Annotated in this window: 21 protein-coding genes and 1 pseudogene; 7 read left to right on the plus strand and 15 right to left on the minus strand. The window is 71.9% G+C overall.

Features of this window, described 5'->3' with window-relative positions:
- Positions 1-45 precede the first annotated feature (45 nt).
- Positions 46-1,890, plus strand: a complete 1,845-nt coding sequence (locus tag AB0I16_RS23850; protein WP_363251534.1) for an SGNH/GDSL hydrolase family protein — start codon at positions 46-48, stop codon at positions 1,888-1,890.
- Positions 1,891-1,924: 34 nt separating this feature from the next.
- Here AB0I16_RS23850 and AB0I16_RS23855 read toward each other — a convergent pair whose 3' ends face one another.
- From AB0I16_RS23855 to AB0I16_RS23875, 5 genes and pseudogenes are all read right to left on the minus strand, one after another.
- Entirely contained in the window at positions 1,925-2,704 is a 780-nt protein-coding gene (locus AB0I16_RS23855) for an exodeoxyribonuclease III (protein WP_363251535.1), read from the minus strand.
- A 57-nt stretch (positions 2,705-2,761) separates the two neighbouring features.
- Complete coding sequence (locus tag AB0I16_RS23860; protein ID WP_363251568.1) at positions 2,762-3,394, minus strand: MBL fold metallo-hydrolase; 633 nt, start codon at positions 3,392-3,394, stop codon at positions 2,762-2,764.
- Between the two features lie 69 nt (positions 3,395-3,463).
- Positions 3,464-4,744, minus strand: a complete 1,281-nt coding sequence (gene pcaC, locus AB0I16_RS23865) for a 4-carboxymuconolactone decarboxylase (RefSeq protein ID WP_363251536.1) — start codon at positions 4,742-4,744, stop codon at positions 3,464-3,466.
- A 335-nt stretch (positions 4,745-5,079) separates the two neighbouring features.
- Positions 5,080-5,211 (minus strand): annotated as a pseudogene (locus AB0I16_RS23870) (alpha/beta hydrolase); the annotation flags it as partial.
- Positions 5,212-6,142: 931 nt separating this feature from the next.
- Entirely contained in the window at positions 6,143-6,613 is a 471-nt protein-coding gene (locus AB0I16_RS23875; RefSeq protein ID WP_363251537.1) for a nuclear transport factor 2 family protein, read from the minus strand.
- A 153-nt stretch (positions 6,614-6,766) separates the two neighbouring features.
- Between AB0I16_RS23875 and AB0I16_RS23880 the strand changes: the two genes are divergently transcribed.
- Both AB0I16_RS23880 and AB0I16_RS23885 read left to right on the plus strand, forming a co-directional pair.
- Positions 6,767-7,210: an Rrf2 family transcriptional regulator gene (locus AB0I16_RS23880; RefSeq protein ID WP_363251538.1), complete on the plus strand. Its 444-nt coding sequence runs from the start codon at positions 6,767-6,769 to the stop codon at positions 7,208-7,210.
- A gap of 233 nt (positions 7,211-7,443) precedes the next feature.
- Positions 7,444-7,818: a hypothetical protein gene (locus AB0I16_RS23885; protein ID WP_363251539.1), complete on the plus strand. Its 375-nt coding sequence runs from the start codon at positions 7,444-7,446 to the stop codon at positions 7,816-7,818.
- Here the strand turns inward: AB0I16_RS23885 and AB0I16_RS23890 are convergent.
- Both AB0I16_RS23890 and AB0I16_RS23895 read right to left on the minus strand, forming a co-directional pair.
- Positions 7,802-8,362 carry a hypothetical protein gene (locus AB0I16_RS23890; RefSeq protein WP_363251540.1) on the minus strand — a complete coding sequence of 187 codons (561 nt, stop codon included), beginning with the start codon at positions 8,360-8,362 and terminating at the stop codon, positions 7,802-7,804. The genes AB0I16_RS23885 and AB0I16_RS23890 overlap by 17 nt on opposite strands.
- A gap of 103 nt (positions 8,363-8,465) precedes the next feature.
- A complete protein-coding gene (locus tag AB0I16_RS23895) occupies positions 8,466-8,951 on the minus strand; it encodes a phospholipase (RefSeq protein ID WP_363251541.1) in 486 nt (161 codons plus the stop codon).
- Between the two features lie 187 nt (positions 8,952-9,138).
- Between AB0I16_RS23895 and AB0I16_RS23900 the strand changes: the two genes are divergently transcribed.
- Genes AB0I16_RS23900 through AB0I16_RS23910 form a run of 3 tightly spaced genes read left to right on the plus strand, consistent with a single transcriptional unit; the run spans position 9,139 to position 11,708 of the window.
- A complete protein-coding gene (locus AB0I16_RS23900) occupies positions 9,139-10,080 on the plus strand; it encodes an ATP-binding cassette domain-containing protein (RefSeq protein WP_363251542.1) in 942 nt (313 codons plus the stop codon).
- Entirely contained in the window at positions 10,077-10,871 is a 795-nt protein-coding gene (locus AB0I16_RS23905) for an ABC transporter permease (protein ID WP_363251543.1), read from the plus strand. Before AB0I16_RS23900 ends, AB0I16_RS23905 begins: the two co-directional genes overlap by 4 nt.
- A 12-nt stretch (positions 10,872-10,883) precedes the next feature.
- Positions 10,884-11,708 (plus strand): MerR family transcriptional regulator, encoded by an 825-nt coding sequence (locus tag AB0I16_RS23910; protein WP_363251544.1) that lies wholly within the window; start codon positions 10,884-10,886, stop codon positions 11,706-11,708.
- Here the strand turns inward: AB0I16_RS23910 and AB0I16_RS23915 are convergent.
- From AB0I16_RS23915 to AB0I16_RS23945, 7 genes are all read right to left on the minus strand, one after another.
- On the minus strand, positions 11,681-12,283 hold the full coding sequence (locus tag AB0I16_RS23915) for a sugar kinase (protein WP_363251545.1): 603 nt from the start codon (positions 12,281-12,283) through the stop codon (positions 11,681-11,683). The genes AB0I16_RS23910 and AB0I16_RS23915 overlap by 28 nt on opposite strands.
- Positions 12,284-13,441 carry an ROK family glucokinase gene (locus AB0I16_RS23920; RefSeq protein WP_363251546.1) on the minus strand — a complete coding sequence of 386 codons (1,158 nt, stop codon included), beginning with the start codon at positions 13,439-13,441 and terminating at the stop codon, positions 12,284-12,286.
- Positions 13,442-13,627: 186 nt separating this feature from the next.
- The gene (locus AB0I16_RS23925) at positions 13,628-14,443 is read right to left on the minus strand and encodes an ATP-binding cassette domain-containing protein (RefSeq protein ID WP_363251547.1); all 816 of its coding nucleotides are present in this window, start codon (positions 14,441-14,443) and stop codon (positions 13,628-13,630) included.
- Entirely contained in the window at positions 14,440-15,495 is a 1,056-nt protein-coding gene (locus tag AB0I16_RS23930) for an ABC transporter permease (protein WP_363251548.1), read from the minus strand. Before AB0I16_RS23930 ends, AB0I16_RS23925 begins: the two co-directional genes overlap by 4 nt.
- Positions 15,492-16,505 (minus strand): sugar ABC transporter substrate-binding protein, encoded by a 1,014-nt coding sequence (locus AB0I16_RS23935; protein ID WP_363251549.1) that lies wholly within the window; start codon positions 16,503-16,505, stop codon positions 15,492-15,494. The genes AB0I16_RS23930 and AB0I16_RS23935 overlap by 4 nt, the downstream gene beginning before the upstream one ends.
- 95 nt (positions 16,506-16,600) lie before the next feature.
- Positions 16,601-17,626: a sugar ABC transporter substrate-binding protein gene (locus AB0I16_RS23940; protein ID WP_363251550.1), complete on the minus strand. Its 1,026-nt coding sequence runs from the start codon at positions 17,624-17,626 to the stop codon at positions 16,601-16,603.
- Between the two features lie 127 nt (positions 17,627-17,753).
- The gene (locus AB0I16_RS23945) at positions 17,754-18,491 is read right to left on the minus strand and encodes a GntR family transcriptional regulator (RefSeq protein WP_363251569.1); all 738 of its coding nucleotides are present in this window, start codon (positions 18,489-18,491) and stop codon (positions 17,754-17,756) included.
- Positions 18,492-18,673: 182 nt separating this feature from the next.
- On the opposite strand from AB0I16_RS23945, the gene AB0I16_RS23950 reads away from it, so the two are divergent.
- Complete coding sequence (locus AB0I16_RS23950; RefSeq protein ID WP_363251551.1) at positions 18,674-19,678, plus strand: Gfo/Idh/MocA family oxidoreductase; 1,005 nt, start codon at positions 18,674-18,676, stop codon at positions 19,676-19,678.
- 18 nt (positions 19,679-19,696) lie between these two features.
- On the opposite strand, the gene AB0I16_RS23955 is transcribed toward AB0I16_RS23950, so the two are convergent.
- Positions 19,697-20,167 carry a PaaI family thioesterase gene (locus AB0I16_RS23955; protein ID WP_363251552.1) on the minus strand — a complete coding sequence of 157 codons (471 nt, stop codon included), beginning with the start codon at positions 20,165-20,167 and terminating at the stop codon, positions 19,697-19,699.
- Between the last annotated feature and the right edge of the window lie 72 nt (positions 20,168-20,239).

Here is a 20,239-nt window from a genome sequence, read left to right on the forward strand (position 1 = left end):
TTCACGCGCGACGCGTTGACGCGCCTCCGACGCCTCCTTAGCTTCATGGCGCATCCGTCATCACCGGGCGCCTGCCACCACGGCGGGGGCCACCCGAAACGGGAGGGGTCCGTCGTGCGCCGACGTATCCGGGGAGCGGCCGTCGTGGCCGTTCTCCTCACCGGCATCGTCCCCGTGGCCGCCGCCGAGGCCGCGGCCCCGCACAGACCCCGGCCGCTCCCCCTGGAGCGGCTCTTCGACAACCGCGCGGTCAGCGACGACGCCCGTCCCGGCGAAGCGGACTTCGACGGGGCGGGCGCCTCGCTGTCCGCGCGGGACCTGGCGGCCGCGGGCTGGACCCCGGGGCGCACCCTCGGCGTCGACGGGGCGGAGCTGACCCTTCCGCGCAGCGGCCCCGGCGAGCGGGACAACGTGGTCGCCGACGGCCAGACGGTACGGGTGCGCGGGCGCGGGGACGCCCTGGCCTTCCTGGTCGCGGGGACCGGCGGCGAGGCGAGCGGCACCGGCACGGTCCGCTACCGGGACGGCTCGCGCGGCGGCTACCGGCTCACCGCGCCGGACTGGCGCTCGGGCCCGCTCGCCACGAAGTCCGTGGCCCTGCCGCACATCAACACGCCCGGCGGACAGCTCGCCGAGAAGGCCAGGCTGTACGTGGTGACCGTGCCGCTCGCCCGGGGGCGCGAGGTCGCCTCGGTGGTCCTGCCGCGTGACAGGAGCGCCACGGACCTGCACGTCTTCGCCCTGTCGGTGCGGTCGCCCGCCAAGGGGTGGACGGGCAGCTGGGCCGCTTCGACCTCCGGGTACACCGCGGTCGGCGACTACAGCGACCGGACCGTGCGGCTCGTCGTGCACACCAGCACGGGCGGGCCGCGGGTGCGCGTCCGCCTCGACAACACCTTCGCGGCGGCCCCGGTGAGGATCGGCGGCGCGACCGTGGCGGTGCAGGAGGCCGGGGCGGAGGCCAGGGGCGAGCCCCGGCGGCTGACCTTCCGGGGCGGCCGGACGGGCACCGGGATCCCGGCGGGCGCCCAGGCGTACAGCGATCCGCTCGACTTCGACGTCCCCGCCGACAGCAATCTGCTGGTCAGCTTCCACCTGCCGGGGCAGGTGACGACGGCCCCGGTGCACAGCCAGGCGATCCAGCGCTCGTACGTCAGTTCCCCCGGCGATCATGCCGCGGACGGCTCCCCCGCGGCGTACTCCTCGACGATCACGACATGGCCGCTGCTCACCGGCGTCGACGTGAGCGGCGGGCCCGGCTCGGTGGTGCTGCTCGGCGACTCGATCACGGACGGCGTCCGCTCGGCCCAGAGCGCCAACCGGCGCTGGCCCAACGTCCTGGCGACCCGCCTCCTGAACCAGTCCGACGTGCCGCGCTACGGCGTCCTCAACCACGGCATCTCCGCCAACCGCGTCGTCGCCGACCGCTACCCCGGCGACGGCGTCTCCACCGACACCGGCGGGGTGAGCGCCCTGCACCGCCTGGACCGCGACGTCCTCGCCCAGACCTCGGCGCGCACGGTCGTCGTCTTCGAGGGCGTCAACGACGTGCGCTGGGGCGCCTCCGCGGACGAGGTGATCGCGGGCCTGCGGAAGGTCGCCGACCGCGCCCACGCCCGTGACCTGCACGTCGTGGCCGCCACGATCGCGCCCTGCGAGGGCGAGTCCCTGTGCACGGCGGCGGCCGACGCCCAGCGGGAGGCGGTCAACGCGTACATCCGCGAGGGCGGGGACTTCGACGCCGTGCTCGACTTCGACGCGGTGCTCCGCGACCCCGCGCACCCCGCGCGCATGCTGCCCGCCTACGACAGCGGGGACCACCTGCACCCCGGGGACGCGGGGCTCGCGGCGCTCGCGAACTCCGTCGACCTGCGGAAACTGGAGCCCTGAGCGTCTCGGGCCGCCCGGGGTCCCCGGGTGGCCCTCAGACGTCCAGGTCCACCACGACGGGCGCGTGGTCGGAGGCGCCCTTGCCCTTGCGCTCCTCACGGTCCACGTAGGAGTCGGTGACGGCCTTGGCGAAGGGTTCGTTGCCGTAGACCAGGTCGATGCGCATGCCGCGGTTCTTCGGGAAGCCGAGCTGGCGGTAGTCCCAGTAGGTGAACGGGTGGTCGTACTTCAACGGGCGCGGCACGACGTCCGTCAGGCCCGTCCCGCGCAGGTCGGCGAGGGCGGCGCGCTCGGCGGGGGTGACGTGCGTGGAGTCCACGAAGAGCGAGGGGTCCCAGACGTCGTCGTCGGTCGGCGCGACGTTGTAGTCGCCGAGGACGGCGAAGGGGCGGGAGCCTCCCGCGTCCCCGGCGACGGCGGCCTTCAGGGCCTCGAACCACTGGAGTTTGTAGGCGTAGTGCGCGTGGCCGACCTCCCGGCCGTTCGGCACATACACCGACCAGAGGCGGACCGGGCCGCAGGTCGCGGAGATGGCGCGGGGCTCCCGCACCCCGTCGTACCCGGGGTCGCCCGGCAGGCCCTTGACGACGTCCTCCAGGCCGACCCGGGAGACCAGCGCCACGCCGTTCCACCGGCCCGTCGCGTTCACCGCCGACTCGTAGCCCAGCTCGCGGAGCTCGTCGGCGGGGAACTGCTCGGCCGTCGTCTTGGTCTCCTGTATGCACACGACATCCGTGCCGGTGGCCTCCAGCCAGGCGAGCAGCCTCGGCAGCCGAGCGGTGATCGAGTTCACGTTCCAGGTCGCAATGCGCATGCCCCACAACCTACCCGGCACCACTGACAGTCAGCGGCCCGCGGTCCGCCGCCGCGGTCAGAGGACGGTGCTCTCCCCCGGCGTCAGGCGCAGGTGCTCCGCGCCGCCGAGCGACCCGATCTGGTGGTCGTAGATCGGCCGGGCGAGGTCGGTGAGGAGCGCGTCGTGGATGTCGTAGGCGCGCCGCGGCCCGACCTCCCGCACGTACTCGATGACCTCGGAGATCTTGTTCCAGGGCGCCATGACCGGCAGCATCAGCGTCTCCACCGGCTGCCCGGGGACCGTCAGGGCGTCGCCGGGGTGGAAGACCGAGCCGTCGACGAGGTAGCCGACGTTGGTGATGCGGGGGATGTCCGGGTGGATCACGGCGTGCAGCTCTCCGTGGACCTGCACGTCGAACCCGGCGGCCGTGAACGTGTCGCCGTGCCCGACGGTGTGGACGCGTCCGGGGAAGGCGGCCGAGATCTGGTCGGCGACCGCCTTCAGGGTCCAGATCTCGGCGGCGGGGTTCGCCTCCAGGCCGGCCCGGAGCCGGCCCTCGTCGAAGTGGTCGGGGTGCTCGTGGGTGACCAGGACGGCGTCGGCGCCGAGCGCGGCGTCCTCCTCGCTGAAGCCGCCCGGGTCGATGACCAGGGTGCGTCCGTCCTTTTCGAGACGCACGCACGCGTGGGACTTCTTCGTGAGGGTCATGCGCCGCCCGTCCACGGGCGAGCGGTCCTGGTCCGAGGGGTTCGTGATGCCGGTCATCCCTCCATCCTGCTACTCCTGCGGCGTGGTTTCCTCGCGGATCACGGCCTGGGCGACCCTGAAGGCGGAGTTCGCCGCGGGGACGCCGCAGTAGACGGCGGCCTGGAGCAGCACTTCCTTGATCTCGGCCGGGGTGAGGCCGTTGCGCAGGGCGGCCCGGGTGTGGAAAGCCAGCTCCTCCAGGTGACCGCCCGCGACGAGCGCGGTGAGGGTGACGCAGCTGCGGGAGCGGCGGTCGAGGCCGGGGCGGTTCCAGACCTCGCCCCAGGCGTAGCGGGTGATCAGCTCCTGGAAGTCGCCGGAGAAGTCGTCGGCGGCGGCGAGGACGCCGTCCACGTGGGCGTCGCCGAGCACCTCGCGGCGGACCTTGATGCCCGCATCGTACGGGTCGGGCCTGCCGGTGCCCGGCACGGCCTCGGGCTGCTCCGCCGGGGCGATCGCGGCCAGGGGGGCGGCGGCCGGCGGGGCGATGACGGGCTTGACGGGCGGCGCGATGATCGCCGTCTGGGTGTCCTGCCAGGCGCTGGAGAAGTGGCGTACGAGGAGGTCGGTGACGGCGGCGGGCTGCTCGACGGGGGCCAGGTGCGAGGCGCCCGGTACGACGGCGAGCCGGGCGTCGGGGATGCCCGCGACGAGCGTGCGCGCCTCGCCCTGCCCGGTGACCTGGTCCTCCGAGCCCACGAGCACGAGGGTGGGGACGCCGATCCTGCCCAGTTCGGCCCGGATGTCGAAGGCGGCGAGGGCCTCGCAGGCGGCTATGTAGCACCCGGGGTCGGTGGTGCGCACCATCTGCACGGCCCAGTCGGTGATCGCGGGCTGCGCGGCGGCGAAGCCGGGCGTGAACCAGCGCTCGGGGGCGGAGCGGGCGATGGGGTCGAGGCCGTTGCTCCGCACGATGACGCCGCGCTGGCGGAACTCGTCGGCGGTGCCGAACCGCGGCGACGCGGCGATCAGCGCGAGCGAGGCGACGCGCTCCGGGTGCCGCAGCGCCAGCTCGGCGCCGATGGCGCCGCCGAAGGCGCACCCCGCGTAGCCGAACCGGCGCACGCCCAGCTCGTCCAGCGTGGCGAGCAGCCGCTCGGCCAGCTCGCCGACGGAAGGACAGGGGTACGCGGGCGCACCGCCGTGTCCCGGCATGTCGAACCGGAACACCCGCCACTGCCGGGTCAGCTCGGGGACCTGGCGGTCCCACATGTGCCATGTGGTACCCAGTGAGGCTCCGAGGATCAGGACCGGGGCGTCTTCTGGCCCGTCGAAGCGGTATTGCAGGGTGTTCGGCGGTGTCTCACTCACGCCCCGCACCCTCTCACGTCTCCCGGACGCCCCTCCAACGCAGGGGTGCCGGGAACCGGTCCGACCAGGCTGGGGACCTCGCGGGCGGCACACCGCTGGGGGCGTCGGACGACCTCACGCCGGGTCTTGCCCTGGCTGGGTGCGGCGTTCGTCGTGCGCCTGGGTGCGCAGGTCGGGGCGCGCCCGGTGAAGACGGTGCGGTGCAGGGCGGCGTTGGCCTGCCGGTCGCCGCCGTGGTCGAGCCGGCGCGTGCGCCGACGGCCCGACGAGAGCACTCGGCGGGGCTGACTCCGCAGGGGCGGCGAAGGACGCCTCGGTGTTCAGCTGCTCGGGGGGACGAGGAACAGCAACCGGGCGTCCCCGTCGTCCGAGCTCAGCGGCCAGCCGTGGTGGAACATGACCGGTCGGCCCGAGCCCCGGCCCTTGCAGAAGATCTCGACTCCGTCGCCGGTGGTGACGAACGGCATGGTCCGCTCCCCGTGGTCCCGCCCGGGTACCGGGCGGACTCGATGTCTCCACGAGAATGGTTCGGCCGCCGTGCCGACAGCCTCCGTCAGCTGACCGGCATCCGGCCGACGGCTCGCCCACGTCAGTGCCAGGGCAGTGCTGAGGCCGGACCGATGGCAGTCATCCCGGCGGGAGCGGGTGACGTTGACCGAGGGCTCGTCCGTGGGCAGGTCGAGGTGCTGCTCGTGCAGATCGCGGACATGGAACACCTTTCCGGAGTGGCTGGTGAACACGGTCGCGATGCGCTGGTAGACGGTGGCAGTGGCGGCCGGCGCGGGGGCTGTTGTGTGGCCGGGAGGGGTGAGGCCGTCGATGACTTCGCGGGTGGCGGCGGGCTCGGCCAGGCGGGCCTCCGTCCCGGCAGGGTTGGTGGCAAGCCGCTCGATCTGCTCGCGCAGGTGGTCGGCGCGAGCTGCGGTGTCATCGTGCTCGGTCTGCAGCAGCCGGAGGAGCTGGGCCCTCCGCGGACGCGGGTGCTGGTCTTCGCGCTGCACATCTGTCCCTCGGGATGCCGTGGCCCGCAAGGCGTCGAGCTGGGAGTCGTCGTCCCGCCCGAGGGCGGAGCAAGGGGCGCGGGTGGTGCCGTCTCCCACGCCGGCCTCCGCGCCGGTTCTCGTGATCGTCACGGACTCATGGCAGGCCGAGCCCTCTGCGGTCCGCGCGCGGGGTGAACTCGTCCACGGTCAGCGTCGGATGCGCAGGGCTTGGCGGCATGGGGAAGGGCAGTCCGGCCCCGCGTACCTCGGCCAGGGTTGCCGATACCCGGTGAGTCGGCCTGCCGGGTCGTGTCGGCGGCCGGGTGCGAACAACGACTTCGCTCAAGGAGCAGCGCCGGGTATGCGGCCCGAAGAAGAAGGTGTCCTGTCGCATACTCGGCGCTGACCGGCAGAGTCACGCCGTCGTGGCTGCCGCCCCGGTGGCTTCGACTGCGGACTTGAAGTCAGGGTGGACCCCGATCTGCTCAAGCCACACGCTCATCGAGTTGTAGCAATTGAACCTTTCGACCTTTCCGTCACGGAGGTACCAGAGGTCCGCCGCCGGCACGTCGATCCGGTTCCCGGTCGGCGGGATCTCGCCGACCGGAGTCGGAAACCCTCCGAGATGCGTGCCCTGGATGCGCAACTCCACGGCGACGACATCACCGAACGCATGTACCTCAAGCAGCTCACGGTGCACATCGGGGAACGAGTGGGCGAGGCCCGCGATCACCTGAGGAATCTGCTTCCCGCGGAAACTCTGCGAGGTCGACATGTCGTTGAACGAGCCGTCCTCGGTGAACAAGGCCAGGAAACCGTCACCGTCGAGAATGTTCCCTTCCGCAAGCCGGTAAGCCTCGCGGACGGTCTTTTCGTTACTTTCCATTCCTGTACTCCTTTGAGTTCGCAACTCGCTCACGGTCCGTTCGACCGCCTCTCCCCCACTGTCGTAACCGTAATAGTTACAGCGCACGGTCGCAACCTTCACTGTTGCGACCGCGCCGTCGTAACATGGGGCGTTGCGACCGGAGGAGGGATCATGAGCGCCAACAGCAGGCTGACCATCGCCGCCCATGCGCTGGCCTGGATCGGTCTCTACCAGCGTCAGGGCCATGAGGTCGCCACCTCCGAGCAGATCGCGACCAGCGCGAACACCAACCCCGTGGTGATCAGACGGCTGCTCGGCGAGCTGCGCAGGGCCGGGCTCGTGGAGTCCCGGCGGGGCGTGGGCGCGGGCTGGTCGCTGGCGCGCGAGCTGGAGTCGATCACCCTGCTCGACGTGTACGAGGCAGTGGAGGCCGGCCCGCTGTTCGCCATGCACCGTGCCACCCCGGACCAGGGATGCGTGGTGGGTCACGGCATCCAGCCGGCGATGCAGGGCATCTACGAGGGCATCGAGAAGACCCTGAGACACGAACTGGCCCGCGTCACGCTCGAGAAGGTACTCGGGGACGTACTCGCGGCACCTCGCCAGCCTCTCTGAACAGCTGGGCGACCCCGTGCGAACCGTAGAGTTCGGCGTGGGTTCCGCCCACCGGGGCGGAGTGACGTGGCGTGTGCCGCCGCACGAACTCCACCACCTGCTCCGGCACGTCCTCCAGCGCCGAAGAGCACCCCAGGCGCTGACGCCTTCAGCATCAGCGACGAGGCCGGCAGCAACTGGGCGACGACGCCGGCGGTGATCGCGCCGAGCGCGTTCGCGGCGAGGAAGAAGCCGTGGGCGCCGCCTGGGAGGTCCAGCCACTGAACGACGCAGAGGACCGTCAGCACACCGGGGCTCGTGGTGAAGAAGTTGAGGGTGCCGAGGATCGCCGCCGGCCGGATCAGCAGGCCGTCCTCCCGCAGATGGCGCATGCCCTCGCGGATCATCCGCCACCAGCCGGTCCGCGGCCCGGCCGGCTCGGTCCGCGTCGTCCGCAGCGGGGGGAACAGCAGCAGGACGCCGAGCGGGAACGAGACGCCGTCGAGGATGAACGGCGCCGCCGCGGCGAACGCGGACAGCACACCGCCCAGCGGCTGGCCGACACTGCCCCAGGGCACCACCTGCACCGCCTGCAGCCAACCGTTGACGTGGTCAGCCGTTGGACGTGATCAGCCGCTCGGCGGGGACGCCCTTGGGCAGGAACGCCCGGGCGGTAACGAGGTAGACGGACTCACCCGTGCCGAGCACCGCGGCCGCGATGTAGACGTAGACGTAGACGTAGACCAGGTTGGGCGAGTCGGTCATCACGCCGACGGCTATCAGCGCGACAACGACGAACCGCGCCAGGTCGATGACGATCAGCAGGGCCCGCCGGTCGACGATGTCGGCCCACACCCCGCCGAGCGGCGCCATCATCATCCCGAGCGCGGTGACGATGGTGCCGACGCCCGTGACCAGGCCGAGGAGACGTCCCTCCTGCTCGAAGCAGGAGATCTCCAGGACAGCGCGCCGGACGTCCCCGTGGAGCGCGACCGGTGCGGGGATGGCCCGATCGAAGGCGGGACGTGAGGCGTCGCCCTCGGCGAGCCTGTCGCGCACCGCCCGCCAGTGGTCCGCCGCGACCTCGACCGCTCGCGGCGCGGGCGCGCCGGTGTGCGGCCCAGGACGCCGGTGTCTGCCGCGGTGCTGGACGCGTACTCCCGAATCGGTCAAGACATGATCGCTCGCGGCCGGTCCCCAACTGCCGCCGCACGCACGCCTGTCGACGCCCCGTGCGGCCCTCGTCCCGCCACGCCCCGACGCCCCGCCCGGCCGGTCAGGCGGCGGCCCCGCGGTCCACCAGATCGGAGCGGCCGAGCTTGTCGACGGCCTGGTAGTACGTCCAGGCCGTCCCGTCGCACGTGGCCTTCTTGGCCCCGCCGTACTGTGCGCAGACCCTCTTGAGGTCGGCGTAGAAGGCACTGTCCACCCGCGCCTTGTTGGCGTCGAAGGTGCCGGCCTCCTTGTAGTTGCGGTAGCCGAAGTCGTGCCGCGCGCAGGCCGTCTTGAACGGGAAGCCGAGGGGGTTGTCGGGCGAGGAGGAGCAGTGGTCGGTGGACCAGTCGAACCGGTACGCGCTCCACGCCGCCTGGTTGCCGCGGGCCGAGACCCAGGCGTTGTAGCTGCCCACGTCAATCTGGGTCCAGCGGCTCAGCACCTGCGCCTTGTCGGCGGGCACGGCGGACGCCGGCGCCGCGGCGACGCCGAGCCCCAGGGTCAGGGAGGCGGCACTCACGGCGAGAGCGGCAAGTCGACGGCGCATGGGGTTCCTCCTGTGGGGGGTGCACTCACGTCTCAACACGCAGAGACATGCCCACAGTTGGCACTTCAACAAACGAGGCGTTCGGCTGAACCGGGGGTGACGGGCGGGGGTTCGCCGCACTCCCGCGCCGTCCTCGTGACCCCGGCGGTTGACCCTGACGCAGGGGCAACCTCCCAGCATGGCGGGCATGACTACGAGAACCAGGGCGATCGAGGTCACCGGGCTGCGCAAGTCCTACGGCGGCCACGACGTGATCGCCGGCCTCGACCTGACCGTCCCCGCGGGCACCGTCTACGCCCTGCTGGGACCCAACGGGGCCGGCAAGACCACCACCGTACGGATTCTGTCCACGCTGCTCCCCGCGGACGCCGGCGAGGCGCGGATCGCCGGGTACGACGTACGCCGCGAGGCCGACCGGGTGCGCGCGTCGATCGGGGTGACCGGGCAGTTCTCCGCCGTGGACCCGCTGCTGACCGGTCGGGAGAACCTGCGCCTGATGGCCGACCTCGGCCACCTCGACCGGTACCGCGCCCGGGGTGTGGTGGAACGGCTGCTGGAGCGGTTCCACCTGGCCGATGCCGCCGACCGGCGCGCGGCGACGTACTCCGGTGGCATGAGACGGCGGCTGGACCTGGCCATGACGCTGGTGTCGGAGCCACGGCTGGTCTTCCTCGACGAGCCGACCACGGGCCTCGATCCGCGCAGCCGCCGTGACCTGTGGGACATCGTGCGGGAGTCGGTGGCCGAGGGCGTCACCGTCTTCCTCACCACCCAGTACCTGGAGGAGGCCGACCGGCTCGCCGACAGGATCGGTGTCCTCGACGGCGGCCGGCTGGCCGCGGAGGGCACTGCGGCCGAGCTGAAGCGGCTGGTCCCCGGCGGTCATGTGGAACTCCGGGCCGCCGACGCCGAGCGGCTGGCCGAACTGGCGCGCACGTTCCCCGGAGCGAGCGCGAACGCCGCGGCGCTCACCGTGACCCTGCCGCACGACGGCAGCCTCACCTCGCTGCGAAGGCTGCTCGCCGGACTCGACGACGACGCGGTCACCGGGCTCGCCGTGCGCACCGCGGACCTGGACGACGTGTTCCTGGCCCTCACCGACCGCTCCACCGAGGAGGTGCCGGCATGAACAGCGCGACGTATGCCCTCCGCGACTCGGCGACCATGCTGCGCCGCAATCTGCGCCACATGGTCCGTTACCCCTCACAGACGCTGATGCTGACCGCCCTGCCGTTGCTGTTCCTGCTCCTGTTCGTCTACGTCTTCGGCGGCTCGATGGGGGCCCGGCCGCCCGGGACCGCCGCGGAGGGCCGCCTCGGCTACCTGACGTTCATCACCCCGGGCATCCTGGTGATGGCGGTGGCGAGCGTGTCCATCAGCACCGCGGTATCGGTCGCCGCCGACATGACGGGCGGGATCATCGACCGGTTCCGGACCATGGCCATCGCCAGGGTCTCGGTGCTCACCGGACATGTGCTCGGCGCGATGATCCAGACCGCCCTGGCGCTCGCGACGGTCATCGGTGTGGCGTTCCTGCTCGGTCTGCGGACCTCGGCCTCGCCGGCGCAGTGGGCGGGGCTGGCCGGTCTGCTCGCGCTGCTGTCGTTCGCGGTCACCTGGTTCGCCGTGGCGCTGGGGCTCGCCAGCCCGAACCCGGAGACCGCGAGCAACTGGCCGATGATCTTCATCATGCTGCCGTTCGTGGGCAGCGGGTTCGTGCCGGTCGAGTCCCTGCCGACCGGCCTGCGGTGGTTCGCCGGTCACCAGCCGTTCACACCGGCCATGGACGCCCTCCGCGGCCTGCTGGCCGGATCACCCGAGGGTGAGGACGTGCTCCTGGCCATCGGCTGGTGCGGGGCGATCGGGCTCTCCGGCCACCTCTGGGCGCGGCGTCTCTACCGGACCCGGGCGGCGGACTAGGAGACTGGTCCGATGCTGACGATCGGCGAGCTGGCGTCGTACGCGGGAGTGACCGTGCGCGCGGTGCGGCACTACCACGCCAAGGGGCTCCTGTCGGAGCCGGAACGGGACCACTCCGGGTATCGGCGGTACGACGCCGCTGCCGTGTTCGAGCTGGTCAGGATTCGGACGCTCGCCGAGGCCGGGGTCCCGCTCGCGCGCGTCCGGGAGGTGTTGCGGGCCGACGAGGAGCAGTTCGCCGCGGCGGTCGCGGACATCGACGAGCGGCTGCGGGCGGAGATCCGTGAGCGGCAGCGGCACCGCGAGCGGATCGCCCGCCTCGCCGCCGGGGACAGCCTGGCGCTGCCCCGGGAGGTGGTCGAGTTCCTCGGCCTGCTGCGGGCGCTCGGGGTCGACGAGCGGATCGTCCAGGTCGAACGCGACGGCTGGATCCCGCTGGCGGCCCGCTCCCCCGAGCGGGTACCGGAGTGGATGGCACGCAAACGGGAGCAGCTCGCCGATCCGCGGATCATCGACTTCTACCTCACCCTGAGCGCAGCACTCGACCACGCCGACGACGACCCGCGACTGGTGGCGCTGGCCGACGAACTGGCCTCCTACATCACGTGGTTGGCCGAGGAGCAGGGTGAGTCCTACGTCGACGACACCGGCATCGAGGCACCGTTCGCCCGGCTCCTGGACACGTACGTGTTCGAGGCGCTGCCGCCGTCCCGCCGGTTCATCGAGCTGCTGACGAAGCGGGGCTGGACCGGCTGGACCAAGCTCGAACGTGTGCGTCCCCACGGCCCGCGAAGAGGCCGCGAGGCCCCTCAGGGTGTCGTGGACGAGACCACGTAGACCATCGGGTGCTTCGGGTTCGCGCGGTCCACCACCACGTCCTGGGTGGGCTTCGGGTTCTTCTGTTCGTGTGTCAGGCCCGACCAGGGGCCCTGGCCCGTGAACTCCCAGCCGACGACCTCGCGGTCGCGCTTGCTGATGGTGATGTCCTTCGGCCTGAGGTCGCCGCCGCTCGCGCCGATGCGCCGCAGGAACGTGTCCAGGCCCTTGTTGCTGGTGAGGAACTGGACGTAGAGGCGGCTGGTGCGCCAGTTGTTCGTCTCGTAGTACGCCACCTCCTTCGAGTACGGAGGGACCGGCACCTCGTAGAGGCGGCGCTGCACCTTGGACGGCCAGCCCTCGGTGAGGCCCGTGGCGGAGTACTTGTTCTCCTTGTCGCGTCCGCTGTTGCGGCTCTGGTTCGCGGAGATCACCAGGTACCCGGCGGGGATGCCGATCAGGAGCACGATGATCGTGGCCGTCAGCCAGCGGCGGCGGAGCATGTGGCGGCGGCCCTCGGGCTTGCCCCTGCCACGCTCCGGCGGCTCGGGGGCGCCGGGGCGGTCCGGGGACGAGGGCTGGCGGGGCACGGTCATCTACAGGGTTCCCTGGGAGGTGCGGTCGTCGGAGCTGCGGGCCTCGGCGTAGCGCTCGTACCGTTCGTAGCGCTCGACGCGGCGGCGGTTGGCGCGGCGGAAGCGGCGGGCGACCAGGCGGGCCAGGTCCGCGGCGCCGACCATGCCGGCCTCGGGGCCGAGCTGGGCGCGGGCGATACGGGCCTCGGGGCGGTAGCCGCGGCCGGTGAGGTGGCGGCGGAAGGCGTCGCGGGCGGGGCCGATCAGGAGGTCGTCGGCGGCCGAGACCCCGCCGCCGATCACGAAGCAGGACGGGTCGAGGGCCGCCGCGAGGTTGGCGATGCCGACCCCCAGCCACTGGCCGATGTCCTGGAGCAGCTCCACGCACATCGCGTCGCCCTCGCGGGCCAGCTCGGTGATGAGCGGTCCGGTGATGTCGGGGACGTTGCCCTTGACGCGTTCGATGATCTCGTACGCCACCGGGGAGTCGGCGGCGGCCAGTTCGCGGGCCTCGCGGACCAGCGCGTTGCCCGAGCTGTACTGCTCCCAGCAGCCGCGGTTGCCGCACGGGCAGCGGTGGCCGCCGGGGACGACCTGCATGTGGCCGAACTCGCCGGCCACGCCGAACTTGCCGCGCTTGACCTGGCCGTCCTCCAGGATCGCGCCGCCGATGCCGGTGCCGAGGGTGATCATGACGAGATGGTCCTCGCCGCGGCCCGCGCCGAAGCGCCACTCCGCCCAGGCGGCGGTGTTCGCGTCGTTGTCCACCATGACGGGGACCGCGAGGCGGCCGGAGATGCGGTCGCGGAGCGGTTCGTTGCGCCAGGAGAGGTGGGGGGCGAACAGGACGCGGTTGCGGTCCGCGTCCACCCAGCCCGCCGCGCCGATGCCGACCGCGTGCACGTCGTGGCGGTCGGAGAGGTCGAGGACCAGCTCGATGATGGTGTCCTCGACGACCCGGGGGCTCTTGGACTTGTCCGGTGTCTCCGTGCGGAGCGTCTCCAGGATGTTGCCGTCGGGGTCGACGACGCCCGCCATCACCTTGGTGCCGCCGATGTCGATGCCGACGGTGTTGACGCGGGGCGCCGTCAGATGGGAACGGCGTTCACGCGTGCCTACGGTCCGCAGGACGGTGGCTCGTGCGGAGCCGCGGTGCGCTAGGTCGCGGTAGGTGCTCATTGCGGCGATTCTGCCTCACGCTCGCGGGGGCGCGCACAACGGGCACCCCGCGGTGCCCCGTAGGGGCGCGGGGAACTGCGCGGCCGGCCACGAACATGCCGCAGACGCGTCTGCGCGGTCATCGGCAGACGCGTCCGCGGGTCTTCTCCGGCTGAGCGCGCAGTTCCCCGCGCCCCTGACGGGCCCCTACGGGGCCCTTTCCAGCTCGTGACGGAGGTCGTCCAGTTCCGAGCCGCCCGCCATCTGGCGGGTCAGCTCGTCGAGGGTCACCTCGTCGCGCGCGTAGCTGCCGGACATCGCGCCCCGCTTCAACAGGACGAAGCGGTTGCCGACCAGGTACGCGTGGTGCGGGTTGTGCGTGATGAGGACCACGCCGAGGCCCGCGTCCCGCGCCGCGGCCACGTACTTCAGCACCACGCCCGACTGCTTCACGCCGAGCGCCGCGGTCGGCTCGTCGAGGACGAGGACCTTCGCGCCGAAGTGGACGGCGCGGGCGATGGCCACGCACTGGCGCTCGCCGCCCGAGAGCGTGCCGATCGGCTGGTCCACGTCCCGCAGGTCGATGCCCATGCGCAGCAGCTCCGCGCGGGTCGTCTCGCGCATGAGGTCCACGTCCATGCGCTTGAAGGGCCCCGCCCCCTTCGTCGGCTCGGAGCCGAGGAAGAAGTTCCGCCAGACCGGCATCAACGGGACGACGGCGAGGTCCTGGTAGACCGTGGCGATGCCCAGGTCCAGGGCCTCGCGCGGGGAGCCCAGCCGGGTGTCCTCGCCCTCGATCCGCAGCGAGCCGGCATCGTGCTGGTGCAGCCCCGCGATGATCTTGATGAGGGTGGACTTGCCCGCGCCGTTGTCGCCGAGCACGCAGGAGATCTCCCCCGCGTGGACCTCCAGGGACACGCCTTCGAGGGCCCGGATGTTGCCGTAGTACTTGCTGACGTCGTCCAGCTCGACGAGCGGCGTGCGCCCGGGAGCCGGCGGAGCCTCGTCCGTCACGTCGGTCATTTCGTCGCCTCCGCGCGCTTGCGGACCCAGTGGTTGAGCAGGGTGGCCAGGAGCAGCATCACGCCGAGGAAGAACTTGAACCAGTCGGAGTTCCACTCGGCGAACACGATGCCCTTGCTGACCATGCCGAAGATCAGCGCGCCCACGGCCGCGCCGACCGCGGAGCCGTAGCCGCCGGTGATCAGGCAGCCGCCGATGACCGCCGCGACGATGTAGATCAGCTCGTTGCCGACGCCCTCGCCGGACTGGACGGTGTCGTACGACAGGAGCAGGTGCTGTCCGGAGACCCAGGCGCCGAAGGCGACGCCCATGTACAGGCCGATCTTGGTCGCGGCCACCGGGACGCCGACCGCGCGGGCCGCGTCCTCGCCGCCGCCGACCGCGAAGATCCAGTTGCCGACGCGGGTGCGCAGCAGAATCCAGGTGGCGAGGGCGATCAGGGCGAGCCACCACACGATGGTGATCTTGAAGTCGACGCCGCCGACGGAGATCGTCGAGGCGAAGACGGCCTTGGCGGACTCGAAGCCCTCCATGTCGCCGATCGACTTGGTGGAGACCGTGCCGCTGATCAGCTTGGTGAAGCCGAGGTTCATGCCGGTCAGCATCAGGAACGTGCCGAGCGTGATGATGAAGCTCGGCGGGTCCGTGCGGGTCAGCATGACGCCGTTGAAGACGCCGATGGCGAGGGTGACCAGGAGCGAGACGCCGACGCCCACCCAGACGTTCGCCGTCATCTGGTAGCTGAACATCGACGAGACGAGCGCCGACGTCGTCACCAGGACACCGGCCGACAGGTCGAACTCGCCGCCGATCATGAGCAGCGCGACCGGCACCGCCATGATGCCGAGCGTGGAGGCCGCGTACAGGACCGTGGCGAGGCTGCTGGCCTGCAGGAAGCTGTCCGCGATGATCGAGAAGAAGATGAAGACGGCGACGGCGCCGACGACCGAGCCCAGCTCGGGGCGGCCCATCAGCTTCTTCAGGGGAGAGGTCTTGACGAGGCGCTCGTCGCTCTTGCCCTCCGGAGCCGGCGCCGGGGCCGTGGCGGTCATCGGGTCCCTCGCTTCGCGTAGTCCTCAAGCTCGCCGGCCTGCTCCTTGGTGACGATCTGCGGGCCGGTCAGGACCGGCTTGCCGCCGCCGAGCACGTCGGCGTTGTACTTGTACAGCCAGAGCAGGTCCACGGCCTCGTAGCCCTGGAGGAAGGGCTGCTGGTCGACGGCGAAGCCGAGATCGCCGGACTTCAGGCCCGCGGCGACCTTCTCGTTCAGGTCGAAGGTGTCGACCTCCGTCTCCGTGCCCGCGCCCTCCCTGGCCTTGACCGCCGCGTCCGCGAAGGGCGCGCCGAGCGTGACGACCGCGTCGATCGACTTGTCGGTCTGGAGGCGGGCCTCGATGGAGGACTGCACGTCGGGCATGTTGGTGCCGGTCACGTAGAGGTTCCGCATCGTGCCGTCGAAGGTCTTCTTGGCGCCGTCACAGCGCTGCTCGTGGCCGACGTTGCCCTGCTCGTGCAGGATGCACAGCGCCTTCTTCTTGCCGCGCTCGTTCAGCTCCTTGCCGACGGCCTCGCCCGCGATCGTCTCGTCCTGGCCGATGTGCGTGAGCGCCCCGAACTTCTTGGACTCGGCGGAGCCGGAGTTCACGGTGACCACGGGGATGCCGGCCTTCTTCGCGCGGGCCAGGGCTCCCTTCATCGCGTCCGGCTTGGCCAGGGTGACGATGATCGCGTCGACCTTCTTGTCGATGTAGGAGTCCACGAGCTGGGCCTGCTGCTGCGCCTCGTCGTCGTGGGCGTACAAGAAGTTGATGTTGTCCTTGCGGGCCGCCTCCTCGGCGCCCTCCTGCACGATGTCCCAGAACGTGTCGCCGTCACCCGAGTGCGTCACCATGCCGAAGGTCCAGCGCGGGGTGGACACCGCCGCCTTTCCCCGGTCCTTCGACGCCTTGCGCGCCTCCTCGGCGCGCTTGCCGCCCGTGCTGCTGCATCCCACGAGGGACACTCCGAGCACCGCCACCAGCACGGCGCCCACCGCGCGTACCCCTGTCCGAACCCTTGCCACGACGCCGTGCCCTTCTTGTTCTGCTCCTCGGTGCGGCCGGTCCCGATCCTCGGCCCCGGCCGCCCAAGTATCGACCACGCGGATCAGGCATGTGTTCATCGGGTACCGCGGGCCGTGTACTTCTCCAGCTTCGGCACGTCCTTCCCGGTGACGATCGCGGGTCCCGTGAGGACGGGTTCGCCGCCGCCCAGGACGTTGGCGTTGGTCTCGTACAGCCACAGTTCGTCGACGGCGAGGTAGCCCTGGAGGTAGGGCTGCTGGTCGACGGCGAAGCCGACCTCCTTGGCCTTGAGCCGCTTGACGACCTCGGCGTTCAGGTCGAAGGTGTCGACCTCCGCCTCGCTCCCGGCGTCCTCCCTGGCCTTCACCGAGAGGGCGGCGATCGGCGCGCCGAGCGTGACGACGGCGTCGATGTCCTCGGTGGCCTGGAGCTTCGCACTGATGGAGGACTGGGCGCCGGGCGCGTTGGTGCCCTCGACGTTCAGGTTCTCGACCGACCCGCCGAAGGTCTTCTCCACCCCGGCGCAGCGCTGTTCGAGCGAGACGTTGCCCTGTTCGTGGATGACGCAGAGCACTTTCTTCTTCCCGCGCGTGTCGAGCTCGTCGCCGACGGCCTCGCCGGCCACGGACTCGTCCTGGCCGATGTGGCTCAGGGCGCCGAACTCCTCGGAGAACTCGCCCCCGGAGTTGATCGTGACCACCGGTATCCCGGCGGCCCTCGCCTTGCCGAGGACGGACTTCATCGCCTCGGGCTTGGCCAGGGTGACGATGAGCCCGTCGACCTTCTTGTCCACGAACGACTGGACCAGCTCGGCCTGGCCCTTGGCCTCCTTGTCGTTGGCGTAGAGGAAGTCGACGTTGTCCTTGCGGGCGGCCTGCTTGGCGCCGCTGCGGACGATGTCCCAGAAGGTGTCGCCCTCGCCGGAGTGCGTGACCATCGCGATCTTGAGGCGGGGCGTGCCCACGCCCTTGCCGCCGCCTCCGCCGTCCCCCGGGCCGTCCTCGTCGTCCTTGCCGCCGGAGCCGCTGCACCCCGCGAGGGCGACCACCGCGACGAGGGCCGCGGCCGTACGGGTACGGGTACGGGTACGGGTACGGCGGGCTACACGGGCTGTACGCATGGGACCACCTCTTCTCCCCGGCCGCCCGGATGCGGCTGGGGGAGTTCTAGCGGCGGGCGCGCGGCAGCGTCAATGGCTTTGTCAGAACATTCTGACGACCGTGAGCGACTTGGGACCTCCGGCCGCCCTACGGCCGTACGAGGAGCTGGAACTCGAAGGAGTACCGCGAGGCCCGGTAGACGTGCGCCCCGAACTCGACCGCCCGCCCCGTGTCGTCGAAGGTCGTGCGCCGCATCGTGAGCAGCGGCGCCCCCTCGGGCTCGGCGAGGCGCTCGGCCTCGCCCGCGGCCGCTGCGCGGGCCCCGACGGACTGGCGGGCGCTGTGCAGGGTGAGCCCGGCGGCGCGCATCAGGCGGTAGAGGCCGGTGGCCTCCAGGCGGGCGGTGTCGAGGTCGAGGAGCCCGGCGGGGATGTGGTTGGTCAGGAAGGCCATGGGCTCCCCGTGGGCCAGGCGCAGCCGCTCGACGTGGTGCACCTCCTCCCCCTCGGCGACACCGAGCGCGGCGGCGACCTCGGCGGACGCGGGCCCGACGGTGTTGCGCAGGACGCGGGTCCCGGGGCGCTGGCCCGCGGCCTCCAGGTCGTCGTAGAGGCTGCTCAGCTCAAGGGGCCGCTTGACCTGGCTGTGCACCACCTGCGTACCGACGCCCCTGCGCCGTACGAGCAGCCCCTTGTCGACGAGTGACTGGATGGCCTGGCGGACGGTGGGCCGGGAGAGCCCGAGGCGCCCGGCGAGCTCGATCTCGTTGCCCAGGAGACTGCCGGGGGTCAGCGCGCCCCGCTCGATCGCCGCCTCCAGCTGCTGGGCGAGCTGGAAGTAGAGCGGGACCGGGCTGCTGCGGTCGACGCCGAGCCCCAGGGCCACGGCGGGGTCCCTGGACTGCCGGTCCTGGCCGCCCTGCCCGTCCTGCTTGCCCTGCGCTGCGTTGGCGAGTGGTTTGGACACGGGGCGAGCGTAGCCCGAAGAGAAGATGACGGGAAGTTATGAGGTTCTGTTGTCCGGACAAATGATTGACAGGGCGGGCGGGGCGCGGTGAGGCTGGTTCCATGCGCATCGGACTGATCGGAACAGGCCGTATCGGCACCTTCCACGCGGCGGCCCTGAGCCGTCACCCCGACGTGACGTCCCTGGTCGTCGCCGACGCCGACCCGGTGCGGGCGGCCGGCCTCGCGGCACGGACCGGGGCGGTCTCCGCGCCCTCGGTGGACGACGTCCTCACCATCGGGGTGGACGCCGTGGTGATCACCGCGGCGACCGCCGCGCACGCCGGTCTCATCGGCGCCGCGGCCCGCGCCGGCCTCCCGGCGTTCTGCGAGAAGCCCATCGCGCTCGACCTGCCGGGCACGCTGGCCGCGCTCGGCGAGGTCGAGGCCGCGGGGACGGTGCTGCAGCTCGGCTTCCAGCGGCGCTTCGACGCGGGGTACGCGGCGGCGCGCGAGGCGGTGCGGGCGGGCCGCCTCGGCCGGCTGCACACCGTACGGGCGATCACCTCGGACCCGGCGCCGCCCCCGCCCGCGTACCTGCCGCTCTCCGGCGGCCTCTACCGCGACTGCCTCGTGCACGACTTCGACGTCCTGCGGTGGGTGACGGGCCGCGAGGTCACGGAGGTGTACGCGAGCGGCTCGGACGCGGGCCCCGCGATGTTCCGCGAGGCGGGCGACGTCGACACCGCCGCGGCGCTGCTCACCCTCGACGACGGCACGCTCGCCACCGCGACGGCGACGCGCTGCAACGGCGCGGGCTACGACGTCCGCATGGAGCTGGCGGGCGAGAACGACCAGCTGGCGGTGGGCCTCGACGACCGCACGCCCCTGACGTCGGCGGAACCGGCGGGCCCCGCCGCGCCGGACAAGCCCTGGCCCGGCTTCCTCGAACGCTTCGCCCCGGCGTACGAGGCGGAACTCGCCGCGTTCGTCGAGGTCGTCCGGGGCGAGCGGACCAACCCCTGCGACGGCCGCGAGGCGCTGCACGCGCTCCGGATCGCCGAGGCGTGCGAACGGTCGCGGCGCGAGCGGCGGCCGGTGCGGATGACGGAGATCCCCGGCGGCTGAGCGCACCTCCCCCGCCGGTCAGGCGGTGGACAGCACCGTGCCCTGCGCGATGGCGCACAGCGTCTCGGTGTCGTCCCCGCCCGTGCCTCCCGTGCCGCTCACGGAGAACAGCTCACAGCGCACCGTGGCCTGCCGCCGCCCGGTATGGGCGACGACCGCGCGGGCCACGAGCTTCGTGCCGGTCGCGGGGCGGACGTACTGGATGGAGAACCCGGAGGTCAGCACCGCGGGCCCGAGTGTGGTGCCCGCGGCGAAGGTGATGGAGTTGTCGGCCGCGTAGGCGAGGACGCCGCCGTGCAGGAAGCCGTTCTGCTGCTGGAGTTCCTCGCGGGCACCGATCTCCAGGGTGGCCGCGCCCTCCCCGAAGCGGGTGATGCGGGCCCGCACGAGCCGGCTGAACGGCTGCGCTTCCAGGACCTTCCTGGCCATGGCGAGGTCGATGGGTTCGGGTCGCGGCTCGGGGCGCGGCTCCGGCTGGGTCTCAGTCATGCACGACTACTACCACCGCCGTTTGAGCCGGTCCGGCGAAAGTGCCGAGCCCGTCCGGCCTGTGCGGGCGGA

The organism is Streptomyces sp. NPDC050703 (assembly GCF_040654435.1).
GTDB lineage: Bacteria > Actinomycetota > Actinomycetes > Streptomycetales > Streptomycetaceae > Streptomyces.